The 13,169-nt window shown below is 60.5% G+C and carries 9 protein-coding genes; 3 read left to right on the top strand and 6 right to left on the bottom strand.

The annotated features are described in order from the left end of the window. Positions 1–143: 143 nt before the first annotated feature. From MOP44_RS10620 to rocF, 4 genes are all read right to left on the bottom strand, one after another. A complete protein-coding gene (locus MOP44_RS10620; RefSeq protein WP_260796008.1) occupies positions 144–1,343 on the bottom strand; it encodes a D-alanine--D-alanine ligase family protein in 1,200 nt (399 codons plus the stop codon). Between the two features lie 175 nt (positions 1,344–1,518). Further along, on the bottom strand, positions 1,519–2,301 hold the full coding sequence (locus tag MOP44_RS10615) for a hypothetical protein (protein ID WP_260796007.1): 783 nt from the start codon (positions 2,299–2,301) through the stop codon (positions 1,519–1,521). 101 nt (positions 2,302–2,402) lie between these two features. Continuing rightward, positions 2,403–3,110 carry a hemerythrin domain-containing protein gene (locus MOP44_RS10610; protein ID WP_260796006.1) on the bottom strand — a complete coding sequence of 236 codons (708 nt, stop codon included), beginning with the start codon at positions 3,108–3,110 and terminating at the stop codon, positions 2,403–2,405. A 126-nt stretch (positions 3,111–3,236) separates the two neighbouring features. Next, positions 3,237–4,217 (bottom strand): arginase, encoded by a 981-nt coding sequence (rocF, locus tag MOP44_RS10605; protein ID WP_260796005.1) that lies wholly within the window; start codon positions 4,215–4,217, stop codon positions 3,237–3,239. A gap of 150 nt (positions 4,218–4,367) precedes the next feature. On the opposite strand from rocF, the gene MOP44_RS10600 reads away from it, so the two are divergent. Next, complete coding sequence (locus tag MOP44_RS10600; RefSeq protein ID WP_260796004.1) at positions 4,368–6,794, top strand: GGDEF domain-containing protein; 2,427 nt, start codon at positions 4,368–4,370, stop codon at positions 6,792–6,794. Positions 6,795–6,816: 22 nt separating this feature from the next. Here the strand turns inward: MOP44_RS10600 and MOP44_RS10595 are convergent, their stop codons facing one another. Beyond that, positions 6,817–7,779, bottom strand: a complete 963-nt coding sequence (locus MOP44_RS10595) for an SDH family Clp fold serine proteinase (RefSeq protein WP_260796003.1) — start codon at positions 7,777–7,779, stop codon at positions 6,817–6,819. A gap of 120 nt (positions 7,780–7,899) precedes the next feature. Here MOP44_RS10595 and MOP44_RS28215 point away from each other — a divergent pair, with 120 nt between their 5' ends. After that, positions 7,900–8,106, top strand: a complete 207-nt coding sequence (locus tag MOP44_RS28215) for a hypothetical protein (RefSeq protein WP_260796002.1) — start codon at positions 7,900–7,902, stop codon at positions 8,104–8,106. A gap of 214 nt (positions 8,107–8,320) precedes the next feature. Beyond that, on the top strand, positions 8,321–8,806 hold the full coding sequence (locus MOP44_RS10585; RefSeq protein WP_260796001.1) for a DinB family protein: 486 nt from the start codon (positions 8,321–8,323) through the stop codon (positions 8,804–8,806). Between the two features lie 63 nt (positions 8,807–8,869). On the opposite strand, the gene rpoC is transcribed toward MOP44_RS10585, so the two are convergent. Next, positions 8,870–13,060 carry a DNA-directed RNA polymerase subunit beta' gene (gene rpoC, locus MOP44_RS10580; protein ID WP_260796000.1) on the bottom strand — a complete coding sequence of 1,397 codons (4,191 nt, stop codon included), beginning with the start codon at positions 13,058–13,060 and terminating at the stop codon, positions 8,870–8,872. Positions 13,061–13,169 lie beyond the last annotated feature (109 nt).

The following is a 13,169-nucleotide window of genomic DNA, read 5'->3' as shown; positions in this document are numbered from 1 at the left end:
TAGAGGCTGGTGATCAGGTGGTCCGATTTGGTCGCCGACTCCTGTTGGATTAGACACCGTTTTCCGGCCGAGAGTTCCCTAAGCCCATGGTAGTCGATTATTTACCCGCTCCGGCATGACCAACTAACCACTTGATCACCCGATCACTTGTCGTCTCGGCTATAGCTGTTGCGCTTCTTCTCGCAGTCGCGCTCCAGGGCGAACTCGATCAGCCGCGTGATCAGTTCCGTGTAGGGCACGCCAGTCGCCTCCCACAGCTTCGGATACATGCTGATCTGGGTGAAGCCGGGCAGCGTGTTGACCTCGTTGATGTAGATGCGGCGCTTGCCGGACGGCTCCATGAGGAAGTCGACACGCGCCAGGCCCGCCAGATCGCAAGCGCGAAAGGCGGCGACCGCCATCTCGCGAATCTGCTTCGATTCCGCCCTGGTCAGCTTGGCGGGAATGATCGGAACGGAGCCCTCCGAGAGGTACTTGGCTTCGTAGTCGTAGAACTCCTTGCCGGGAATGATCTCGCCGACCACGCTGGCCTTGGGATCGTCATTGCCCAGCACGGCCACTTCAAGCTCGCGGGCCTTGGGGCCCAGCTTGCCTTTGCGAAGTTCTCCGCCGACGCCCTGTTCGATGACGAGCTTTCGGTCGTATTTGGCTGCCTCGTCCAGTGCCGGGCCTAGGGTTTTGCGATCGTGCGCCTTGCTGATGCCGACTGACGAGCCGAGATTCGCGGGCTTCACGAACACCGGATATTTCAGCACCTTTTCGATCTGCGCAATGGCCTTCTTCGGCGACTTCTCCCACTCGCTGCGCAGGATAGTGACGTGCTTCACAATCGGCAGTCCGGCCTGGGCGAACAGGCGCTTCATCACATCCTTGTCCATGCCGGCTGAGGAGCCGAGGACGCCGGAGCCGACGTAGGGGATGCCGGCGAGCTCGAAGAGGCCCTGAATGGTGCCGTCTTCGCCGAAGGTGCCGTGAAGGACGGGAAAAACAACATCGAGCATGGCCGGACTGGCAGGCGAGAGAGCGGCTTTCGCTGCAGACTCGCCATTCGCGGGCTCCGGCACCATCAACGTCGGAATGCCCTCATGCAGCAGCTTGGCGCCGGGCGTCGCTTCCGGATCGCCTGCGCGCAGCCGGCGTGCAACCGCGCTCGTGTCGCCCGCGAGTAAGCTGTGCGCGTCGCCGGGGGCCAGCCAGTGGCCCTGCTTGGTGATGCCGATGGGCACCACGTCGAACTTCTTGCGGTCGATTGCCTTGAGGACGGAGGCGGCGGAGAGGAGCGAGACTTCGTGCTCGCCGCTGCGGCCGCCGAAGAGAATGCCAACGCGGAGTTTCTTAGCCATCGTTCTTATTGTCGCGCAGCGGAGGGCGTGAGGGAGTGAACGGGATGGTTACCCCATCGTGGCGGAGCCAGGACGGTCGTCAGGCCGCTCGTCAGTTGCGAAATGGTAACTGACGAGTAGGCGGTCACTCGCCCGGAACGCAGCGAACGCGCTGGAGAGAGCGTCTCGGCGACGTTCAGTCGGACGATAGGATATCCGGAATCGGGATGGACTCCCACGGTAAGGTCGCACTGCGGTTCGGAAAGCGAATATCGAAAAACTTCTCTGGCCCCAACCACTCGATTGCTGTGCGCTGCCTTTGAATCGCCTCTATGTCTCGGCACTCCCCCGGAGACTCGCAAAACTCAAGCAACACGCCGCTACCAGCCAGCTGTTTCGATGCCGCGAGTCTTTTTGGAAAACTGTCTATGCCGAGCCACTTTGCCAAACCCTCGCTAAAGAAATTGATCCAATACATGCCCGGAATCCCCGAATCGAGGGTGAGACCCTGATAGCTCATGACCGGCTTCCGCTGGTTCTTCGCTTCCATGTCAGCTTCCGTCGTGAGGAAACCAAAGTCCGCACCGGAAACCATGAACATCTCGGAGACACACTCCCGAACCGTGCGAATGCCCACGCGATCAACCCACTTGCCTTCAAAGCGACCAACCCAATAATTGGTGAACAGGGGTGAGGGAAACCGCGCTGTGGAAGGATGCGTCCGGTTATAGATTTCACCGCTGAGCTGGACGGGCTTTCCCTTGCGATAGTGGAAGTTGCCCTGAGGCTTTGAAAGGCCCTGAACAGGGATGTCTATATCTTCGGCGTTGAATGGCGTTTTCAGCGGCTCGAATGTTCCCCATTTGTCTGGACACACGATGCCATCACCGAAATTGACCAGAGTGCTGATCTGCCGCCGAGCAATTTCCTCCGTTTGGGATCGGCGTGAAGACAGCACGAATACTAGCCTGTATCTCATCGTTTGCAGTTTAGCGGCTCACGCCGATTCGCCGTTCCGAGCGAGTAGTCGGCACTCTTCCCTATGCCGGTTTTTCGGCACTAGTGAGTCCGTTCTCTCGATCACACCTTCGGCGTGAACTGGGCGAGGTCGTAGATGTTGAGCTGCTTTTCGAGGGCTTCGACTTTGTCGAGGTAGATGTCGAAACCGTCGCCTCCGAAAGTGGTGCGCTCGATCTTCTCGAACTGCTCGCCCATGGCGTCGTACTCGTGCTCGGAAACGATCTTGTGCAGCGCGGGAAAGAGCACGGTATCTTCGCGGGCCTCGTGGGGGGCGTACATGCGGTTGAAGGCGGCGAGGTCGGCGGCTAGCTGGTTGCGGTCGTCCTGCGACTTGAACCCACCGGAGGCGCGGGAGAGGACGCGATCGGTGAGGCGGCGGCCGGCCTGGTGCTGGGCCAGAAGCGTATCGACCAGGCTGGTGAGCTTGCCGGCTTTGCGGAAGCGGGGGAAGAGGTGCTCCTCTTCGAGCTTCTCGTGGTAGTCCTCGACGAACTTGCGGATGATGGTGGCGCCAGCGGTGACGGCCTCGGGCGGGAAGTCCTGGCTGGCGCGGACGCGGCGGATGATCTCGTCATAGGCGAGGAGGACGCGCTTGAGGATGCCGTGCTCGCGCATGAGGTCTTCGTTGGTGGAGACGTCTTCATCGCCTCCGCCTTTCTTCTTGTCTTCGGCGGCGAGTGAAGCTGCGCCGGGTAGCAGGATGAGGCCGGCGGCGGGGACTGCGTTGGTGAGGAATGAGCGACGGGAACGATTGGGGAATTCGTTCATGGATGAATGCCTCCAGAGGGGAATGAGACTCATCACTACACGAACTGAGGTTTGGACGACGCTACGCGAAGTTGGATGCGTCCTTCCCACCCAAGCGGAGCTTGGATGGGACACACAGAAACATGGTCACAGGATCTTCTTCCCGAACGCCGAGCAGGCCAGTTCCACAGCCAGATCGGCCGTCCGGTTGTGCTCGTCGATCACGGGGTTCACCTCAACCATCTCGAAGCTGAGCAGGCGACCGTGGTCGGCGATGATCTCCATGGCCAAGTGGGCCTCGCGATAGGTAGCGCCGCCGCGGACGGGCGTACCGACGCCGGGTGCGTCTTCGGGGTCGATCCAGTCCATATCGAGCGAGACGTGATAGCCGGCGGTGCCGCGTCCGGCGGCGCGAAGGGCCTCTTCGATGACGGTGCGCATGCCGCGCTCGTCGATGTCGCGCATGGTGTAGACCTCGCCCACGCCGGCGCGCTTGATGTTAGCGCGTTCGGCAGCGTCGATGTCGCGCACGCCGATGAGGACGGTATTCTCGGGCAGGATTTTGGGCGCGTACCCATAGATGTTGCCGAGGAGATCTGGGCCCAGGCCAAGCAGCGCGGCGAGCGGCATGCCATGGACATTGCCGGAGGGCGAGGTCTCAGGCGTGTTGATGTCGGAGTGGGCATCGATCCAGACCACGCCGATGTTCTGGTTCCGTCGGCGGTAGAACTCGGAGACACCGGAGATGGACCCGGCCGCGATGGAGTGATCGCCGCCCAATACCAGCGGTGTCATGCCTTCTTCCAGGGTCTTGAGGACGGCGTCGGCCGTTCGGGTGCAGATTTCGGCAATCTGCTTGAGGTAGCGGGCGTTCTCCGCGCCGTGGGCCTGGGTTTCGGGGACTTCGACTTTGATGTTGCCGCCGTCGGTGACCCGGTGCCCAAGCGCCTCAAGCCGCGCTTCGAGTCCGGCGACGCGCATGGCTGAAGGGCCCATGTCGACGCCTCGCCGGCTGGCGCCCATATCGAGGGGAACTCCGATGACTCGAATCTGCCGGGTGGGGACGGATTGCAGGCCGCCACCAGGGGCGGTGGCGACTACCGTTTCATTCGTACCAGTGCCAGACATAGGGAATCTCGCAGAATTGCGCAGCTTTGGTGTGGTACCTATTCGGCTGCACTGCCATCATACCCGCCCCGGGGTGGCGGCTGTCTTCTCGCGCAATAGCCGATACACGATGTACTACCCCGAAGGTGTCATTACGGAAGGGCATTACCTATGTTTAAGATGGTCGGCAAGATTCAGAACACGTACTGCACTTTCATCAATGCCCGGAAGGGGCATTCGTATAAGGCTGCTGTGTTTGAGCGTTCGTACGCCGGGTATCTTATCGGATGGGGAGATGCGGTCAATCAGATGCAGAAGTGGATTTCGCGAACGATATTGTTGGTGGGACTGGCTATAGCGCCAGCCTTGCATGCGGCACCTCTGACTTCGCTGCAGGCCATCCACAAGCTCACAAACGAACAGGCTACCGCTCATCTGCCCGTCGAGTTCGACGCCACGGTTACGTTCTATCGGGGCTACGAGAACACTCTGTTCGTGCAGGATGGTGATGCGGCGATCTTTGTACAGCCGCTGAAGGCCTATAACCTCTCCCCCGGTGATCGAATTCACATCCGCGGCAATACACAGGAGAGCTTTAGGCCTTTGGTGGCCCACGCTGAGATCAGCCTAATCGGGCATTCCCGCCTGCCCCAGCCGCTACTCGCCAGATTCGAAGAAATTATCCATGCCCGTTACGACTGCCGCTTCGTTCGGGTGCGAGGCCGCGTCGCTTCGGCCGATATCACCCTGAGTTCCAACCGGCCCAGCTCCACGCTGCAGGTGGTGATGGAGGGCGGAACAGCCGAAGTTCAGATTGAAGCCAATGAACCAGGCGCGCTTTCCGCATTATTGGACGCGGAGGTTGAAGTCTCGGGGGCAGTCTCCGGCCGGTTTGACGGCAAGATGGAGATGACAGGGATCGTCCTGCATACGCAGAGTCTCGCACAGGTGAAGGTCATCACGCCGCAGAAGGTGAGCCCGTGGTCCGCTCCACTCACGCCGATGGGCGAGATCATGGCCAATTACCGGGTGCAGAACCTTTCGGAGAGGGTGCGCGTTCAGGGAACGGTTACGTACTTCATTCCGGGCTCGGTGGTGGTGCTGCAGAACGGCCCCCACAGCCTATGGGTGAATACGAAGGCATCTGACGGAGTTCAGATTGGGGATTTCGCGGAAGCTACGGGGCTACCCGGCATTCACGACGGCTTCCTGCGCATTGTGAACGGAGAGATCCTCGATAGCCACAAGGCTGCCCCCGTCGAGCCTGTGCGCGTGACGTGGCGGGAATTAACGCAAAGCCACCATGTCTTCGACCTCGTGTCGACCGAGGCGAACGTTGTAGCGAAGGTGCGGGAAGGCTCGCAAGACGAGTACGTGCTGCAGAGCGAGGGGCATCTCTTCTCAGCCATCTACCGGCACCCCGGGCCTTCGGGCGGCGGAGTGTCCATCGTGCCCCGCATGAAGGATGTCCCGACGGGATCGCGCGTCCGCGTCACCGGCATCTGCATCCTCGAAGACTCAAATCCCTTCAATGTTAACGTTCCCTTCGACCTGCTGATCCGGTCCTTCGATGACGTAGAACTCCTGGCATACCCTTCTCCGCTGACAGTGGCCAACCTGCTCAAGATGGTGGGACTGCTGCTCGTTCTCCTCGTGTCGTTTTTCCTGTGGGGCTGGATGCTGCAGAGGAAAGTGGAGAGGCAAGGCAGGATCCTCGCGGCCAAGAGCGAAGCCGAAGTTGCGCTGGCGCGTCATAACGCTGAAATTGAGCACCGCCGCAGCCGCATTCTGGAGGACCTCAACGGCTTGCGTCCACTGAACGATCTACTGGAAGAGATCACGGCGTTGGCGTCTTTCCGCCTTAGGGGCGCGCCCTGCTGGTGCGAATTCAGCGACGGGATGAGAGTAGGATCCTTTCAGTCGAATCCGGGCGGCCGGCGCATGGTGCGCGAGGAAATTCCTGGGCGTTCCGGTGCACCTCTCGGAGTGCTGTGTGCTGCCATGGATCCGGGAACCGCTCACGGCGTAGAAGAGCAACAGGCTTTCTTCCAGGGAACCCGGCTGGCGACGCTGGCGATCGAGACAAGGAAAGCTTTCACCGATCTTGTGCACCGCTCGGAATACGACCTGCTGACCGATGTACACAACCGCTTCTCGCTCGACAAGCAGATTGGCGCGGTCATCGCTCGCGCAAAAAAACATGAAAGCGCATTCGGCCTCATCTACGCTGATCTGGACGAATTCAAGCAGGTGAACGACGTGTATGGGCATCGGGTTGGTGACATGTATCTGCAAGAGGCCTGCGCTCGTATGAAGCATCAGCTACGAGCAGACGATGTGCTCGCACGTCTGGGGGGCGATGAATTTGCCGCGTTGATTCCTGGAGCGCGCGGCCGCAGCGACGTTGAAGAGATTGCGTCGCGGCTGGAGCGGTGCTTCAACGAGCCATTCCACCTGGACGGGTACGTTCTGCATGGATCGGTAAGCGTCGGAATTGCGATGTATCCCGAAGACGGCACCACGCGCGACAGCCTGCTCATCGCCGCCGACGCCGCGATGTATGTGGCTAAACATACCGGGCGCACCAAGGAAGCCTAGCGGCGATGCCTGAAGTGCGTGATCAGCGCACGTGGAGCTGCGAGATCACGACTTTGCCCTTCACCATCTCCGCCTTGCGCCAGCTGCTCTTATCATTCAGCGGAACCCAACGGCGCTCTTCGCTGCGGTAGTGCCAGTCCTTGTCGAGCTGGAAGTAGATGAGCAAGCCGCTTGATTCAAGCAGATTGAGAATACTGTTGTCGTGCGAGTTGCGCTCGTCGTAGTCGGTTGACGCGCTCTGGCCCATCTCGGAGTAGATCTCGTTCAATTCGAAGAGAAGGCCGTTGACGGAGTCGTCCATGGCCTCGACGTTCAGGCCGATGCGCCTGGCCTCGCGCAGCGTGATGGGGTAGTTGTGCGACGGATAGCCGGCATTCAGGATATTGGATATTTCGCGCGCGCGATCGAGATCGGTCATGTGATAGGAGAGGATCTCTTCGCAGATGCGCGTGGATAATGCGCTGGAACGGTCAACCGCGCCGATGACGAGCGGGTGCACGTAGGGGAACAACGCCTGGTAGGGATTCTGCGTGGAATCCTTGGCCTGCTCGGTCCAGAGGCGGATGACGCGTAGAAGTTCGTCATTCGAGACGCTAACACGGTCGTTGTCGCGGTCGATGGGGGAGAGGTCGTGGGTGAGCGACGTGTCCACCGCGGAGAGGTGCGCGAGGGGTCCCATGAGAATGCGATCTGCCCCGAGGGCCAGCATGGTTGCGGCGGACTGGCACTCAAGCGGCGCGAGAACGGTGAGGTGCTTCACGTAGCGGCGCAGCAGGTTGACCATGCGCAATGCGGCCTGGCCAGAACCGCCATCAGACTTGATGAACAGGGAGAGGCGATCGACATGGCCGCGCGCGCGGACCAGGGCATAGAGGCCGGCGACATCGTTTTGGCAGATAGCGCCCTTGGTGGAATTCCAGTAAGTGAAGACCGGTTCGCCGAGAGCGGCAGAAAGGCGCTCGATGACGGGCTGCGTACGCTCCATCAGGACTGGCGGTTTAGTCGGTGCGGGGCGTCGCGAAACTTGGTTCGGGGAGGGTGCTCTTTTCGGCATTCTGTTTTCTTCAGATGACCCGGACTCAATTATGGTAGCAAAGCTGACAGCGTGATCAGCTCAGCCTTCGTGCTGCAACTCGAGAGATTGGCGAGCGGCAATGATCCGGATGCCGCGAAACTCGCCGAGCGTATGCGGGTCCTTGTCGCCGGTGACGATGAGCTGGGCCCCGGCCTTGAATGCACATTCGAGGATGCGGTCGTCATCTGGATCGCAGCAGATTCCGGCGACCTCACCCCGTCACTTCGACCGAACTGATGCCTCTGACCTGCCACCGTCCGGTTTCGGTCTGCGAGTCCGATTTCGGACAATTGATCCAAGCCAAGCCACCTGCAAACCGCTTGAGCTCAATATTTTCCGTTTCCATCTCTTTGGAACACCAATTGCTCGAGGGAATAGGAGAATTCGGCACGCTCGGCCTTGCCGATGCCCCTTGATGCTCGCTAACACCAACTCTGCGAGGGAGACGGTCTTGTTTACTCTGGATGGAATCAGAAAGCTGCATGGCTGGACGCATGCCAGTCTCAACCTCTTGCTCGAGCATCTTTCCACAATCCCTCCCGGCGACTACGGCAAGGAGTTGCCCAGCTTTGGTATCCCTACGCTTGGGCAACAAGTGGTGCATATCTTCAACTGCGAGGGGTTTTGGATACACACGCTCCAGGGCAGAAACTACATCGATCGAGACCCCGCCGACTGTCCGCGCGTTTGCGATGCCAAGCCTCTGCAGCAGCAGGTCCAGGATTGGACCCATACGTATCTTTCAACGCTGACGGACCAGCAACTCAATGCCGACACCGAACTCCGCTTCCCCGATGGCGATTCGGCGGTGCGTACCCCTGCGCTCATCCTGCATCATGTTCTGACCCACGCCTTCCATCACAAAGGCCAGATCGTTGCCATGTGTCGAGAGCTGGGTTATCCGGCACCCGGCACCGATATGAACCAATTCGAATAGGATCGGCATAGCACAAAGGCCCGGCGCAAGCCGGGCCTTTGTGGTTGAGGTAAGTGGAAGCGCTTATTCGGCGGCCATTTCTTCGGCTTCGCCTTCCTGGCGCATCATTTCCAGTTCGCGCTCTGCAGCTTCGATCTCGGCGTGAACTTCCTGCTGGACGCGGGCTGCCGCTTCTTCCAGTTCCGGAGAGAGCTGGACGTTGCGGTAGTACTCGAGGCCTGTGCCCGCCGGGATGAGACGTCCGACGATCACGTTCTCCTTGAGTCCGCGCAGGTTGTCGATTGCGCCGTTGATCGAAGCTTCCGTCAGCACGCGCGTCGTTTCCTGGAACGAAGCGGCGGAGATGAAGCTGTCGGTCGAGAGCGATGCCTTGGTGATGCCGAGCAGCAGCGGACGACCCTGCGGCGGACGGCCGCCTTCCTTCTCCACGCGGTTCTTTTCCTCGTTGAAGCGGAAGCGATCGACCTGCTGTTCGAGCAGGAAGTTGGAGTCGCCGATATCGTCGATGCGGACCCAGCGCAGCATCTGCCGGACAATCACTTCGATGTGCTTGTCGGAGATGGCCACGCCCTGCAGACGGTAGACTTCCTGGATTTCGTTCACCAGGTACTTCTGCAGTTCCTTCTCGCCGAGAACGTCGAGAATGTCGTGCGGGTTCAGCGGCCCATCCATGAGAGGATCGCCGGCACGCAGACGCTCGCCTTCCTGCACGTTGACGTGAGTACCGCGCGGCACGGAGTATTCCTTCTCCTCGCCGTTGTCAGCCGTCACGTAGATCTTGCGCTGGCCCTTGGTGACTTCACCGAAGCGAACCACGCCATCGATCTCGCTGATGATCGCGGTTTCACGCGGCTTGCGGGCTTCGAACAGTTCGACCACGCGAGGCAGACCGCCGGTGATGTCCTTGGTACGCGTCGACTCCTTCGGGATCTTCGCGAGCACATCGCCAGGGCCGACTTCCGCACCATCTTCGATCATGAGGTGAGCGCCGCGCGGCAGCAGGTAACGCTTGCTGCCCTTGGAGCCCTTGACCACGAAGGTGGGCTGACGCTTCTCATCGGGAGCGTCGGCCACAACCCAACGCGAGAGGCCGGTGACTTCGTCGACTTCTTCGTTGAGCGTGATGCCTTCCTGCAGGTCCTTGAACTGCACCGTGCCGCCGATTTCCGTGAGAATGGAGTAGGTGTAAGGATCCCACTCAGCCAGCAGATCGCCGAGCTTTACCTTGTCTCCATCCTTCACCTTCAGGCGCGCACCATAGACCACCACGTAGCGCTCCTTCTCGCGATTGCGGTCGTCGACGATGGCAATCGAGCCGGAGCGGTTCATGGCGACCTGCGAGCCGTCCTTGCTTTCGACGGTGTTCAGGTTGAAGTAGCGCACGGTGCCGTTGTTCTTGGCATCGAGGCGTGACTGGTCAGCAACACGGCTGGCCGTGCCGCCGACGTGGAAGGTACGCATGGTGAGCTGCGTGCCGGGCTCTCCGATGGACTGCGCTGCGATGACGCCGCAGGTTTCGCCGAGTTCGACCATGCGGCCTGAGCCGAGGTTACGGCCGTAGCACAGAGCGCAAACGCCGCGACGCGATTCGCAGGTGAGCACGGAGCGAATCTTCACCTTCTCAACGCCCGCGCCCTGAATGGCGGAAGCGATGTCTTCATCGATCTGCTGGTTGATCTCGATGACAACGTTGCCGTCGTAGTCCTTGATCTTCTCGAGCGACACGCGGCCGATGATGCGGTCGCGCAGCGGCTCGATAATCTCGCCCGACTCGACGATGGCGGTGACGTCAATACCTTCGCTCGTTCCGCAGTCGTACTCGGTGACGATGACGTCCTGCGCCACGTCGACGAGACGGCGGGTGAGGTAGCCCGAGTCGGCCGTCTTGAGAGCCGTATCGGCCAGACCCTTACGAGCACCGTGCGTCGAGATGAAGTACTCGAGCACCGTGAGGCCTTCGCGGAAGTTCGCGGTGATGGGGGTTTCGATGACTTCGCCCGAGGGCTTGGCCATCAGTCCGCGCATACCCGAGAGCTGACGGATCTGCTGCTTCGAACCACGGGCGCCGGAGTCGGCCATGATGTAGATCGGGTTCATGGCGCCTTCTTCGTCCGCGCGCTTCATGTTGCCGAACATTTCGTCCGCGACCTTATCGGTAACGGCCGACCACATCTGGATGACCTTGTTCGAACGCTCGCCGTTGGTAATGGCGCCGTCCATGTACTGCTTCTGGACTTCGATCACCTTGCGGTCGGCTTCTTCAACGACGGTGTACTTCGACGCCGGGATGACCATGTCGTCCAGACCAACCGACAGACCCGAGCGCGTGGCGAACTGGAAGCCGAGCGACTTGATTCGGTCGAGCATGCGCACCGTCACCTCGAGTCCGAGGTTCTGGTTGCAATAGTTCACCAGCTGGCCGATGCCCTTCTTCTTGAGCAGGCCGTTGATGAACGGCATGCCCGCCGGCAGCGCGTCGTTCAGGATCACCCGGCCCACGGTGGTGTTGATGTAGTCGCCGTCAAAGTCGACTGCCTCGGTGTGCGTCAGATCCTGATCGTCGTACGCCGTGGTCATGTCGAGGACCTTGCCGGTGTAGCGCAGACGGATCGGCGAGAGCGTCTCGAGCTCCTTCGCTTCGAGCGCCATCAGCACTTCTTCCGTATTCGCGAACACGCGGCCTTCGCCCTTCGCCCCCTTGTGAGCCTTCGTCAGGTAGTAAAGTCCGAGCACCATGTCCTGGGTGGGCACGGTGATGGGCTGACCCGACGCGGGCGACAGGATGTTGTGCGACGCGAGCATGAGCACCGACGCTTCAATCTGCGCTTCAGGCGACAGCGGAATGTGCACAGCCATCTGGTCACCGTCGAAGTCCGCGTTGAATGCGGTGCAGACGAGCGGGTGAATTTTGATGGCCTTGCCTTCCACGAGCACGGGCTCGAAAGCCTGGATGCCCAGCCGGTGAAGGGTTGGGGCGCGGTTCAGCAGCACGGGATGGTCCTTGATGACTTCTTCAAGAATGTCCCAGACCACCGGTTCCTGCATCTCCACCATTTCCTTGGCCTGCTTGATGGTGGTGCAGTGGCCGGTCTGCTCAAGGCGGTGATAGATGAACGGCTTGAAGAGCTCGAGCGCCATCTTCTTGGGCAGGCCGCACTGGTGCAATTTGAGCTCGGGTCCGACCACGATCACCGAACGGCCCGAGTAGTCGACGCGCTTACCGAGAAGGTTCTGACGGAAGCGACCCTGCTTGCCCTTAAGCGTGTCAGAGAGCGACTTGAGCGGACGGTTGTTGGCGCCGCGCAGCACACGGCCGCGACGGCCGTTGTCGAACAGAGCGTCAACCGCTTCCTGGAGCATGCGCTTTTCGTTGCGCACAATGACTTCAGGCGCGTGCAGGTCCATCAGCTTCTTCAACCGGTTGTTGCGGTTGATGACGCGGCGATAGAGGTCGTTGAGATCCGACGTGGCGAAGCGGCCGCCATCCAGCGGCACCAGGGGGCGCAGCTCAGGAGGAATGACCGGCAGCACGTCGAGAATCATCCACTGCGGCTTGTTCGACGACTTGCGGAACGCCTCGACGACCTTAAGGCGCTTGGCGTACTTGATCTTCTTCTGCGCCGAAGCTTCGGTCTTCATGCGCTCGCGCAGTTCGATGGCGAGCTCGTCGACGTTGACGCGCTTAAGAAGTTCCTTGATGGCTTCCGCGCCCATCATGGCCTTGAAGCCGGAGGGGCGGAATTGCTGGTCGAGCTCGCGGAACTTGTTTTCATCCTTGATGATTTCGCGCTCGCGCACCGGCGCGTCGCCTGGATCGACGACAACGTAGGACTCGAAGTAGAGAATCGACTCGAGGTCGCGGAGCGAGATGTCCAGCAGGTGACCGATACGCGAGGGCAGGCCCTTGAAGAACCACACGTGCGAGCACGGGGAAGCGAGCTCGATGTGGCCCATGCGTTCGCGGCGCACCTTCGAGACCGTAACTTCAACGCCGCACTTGTCGCAGATGACGCCGCGGTGCTTCATGCGCTTGTACTTGCCGCAGAGGCACTCCCAATCGGTGACGGGCCCGAAGATGCGCGCGCAGAACAGGCCGTCGCGTTCCGGCTTGAACGTGCGGTAGTTGATGGTTTCAGGCTTCGTGACCTCACCATGCGACCAGCTCCGGATCTTCTCGGGCGACGCAAGCATGATGCGGATGGCATCGAAGTCGGTGATAGGGCTGGTAAGCTCGAACGGGTTCGAACGGAACAAGGCGACCCTCCTTGGCAGGCTTTTTCAACTCTGCCGCGGCTCATCCCGGGATTCCTTTGGGATCCTTCCTTCCCGGGTAGCGATGGTTATCGCTTTCAAGAAGGACCCT

The organism is Occallatibacter riparius, from assembly GCF_025264625.1.
Taxonomy (GTDB): domain Bacteria; phylum Acidobacteriota; class Terriglobia; order Terriglobales; family Acidobacteriaceae; genus Telmatobacter; species Telmatobacter riparius.
Note: the sequence above shows the minus strand (reverse complement) of the source record. Positions and strands in the feature narration are given on the sequence as shown.

Coding starts and splice junctions, on each gene's coding strand:
- rocF (WP_260796005.1), bottom strand. CDS start 4,217: ATGTCTGGCACTGGTACGAATGAAACGGTAGTCGCCACCGCCCCTGGT.
- MOP44_RS10610 (WP_260796006.1), bottom strand. CDS start 3,110: ATGAACGAATTCCCCAATCGTTCCCGTCGCTCATTCCTCACCAACGCA.
- MOP44_RS10595 (WP_260796003.1), bottom strand. CDS start 7,779: ATGGAGCGTACGCAGCCCGTCATCGAGCGCCTTTCTGCCGCTCTCGGC.
- MOP44_RS10615 (WP_260796007.1), bottom strand. CDS start 2,301: ATGAGATACAGGCTAGTATTCGTGCTGTCTTCACGCCGATCCCAAACG.
- MOP44_RS10600 (WP_260796004.1), top strand. CDS start 4,368: ATGTTTAAGATGGTCGGCAAGATTCAGAACACGTACTGCACTTTCATC.
- MOP44_RS10620 (WP_260796008.1), bottom strand. CDS start 1,343: ATGGCTAAGAAACTCCGCGTTGGCATTCTCTTCGGCGGCCGCAGCGGC.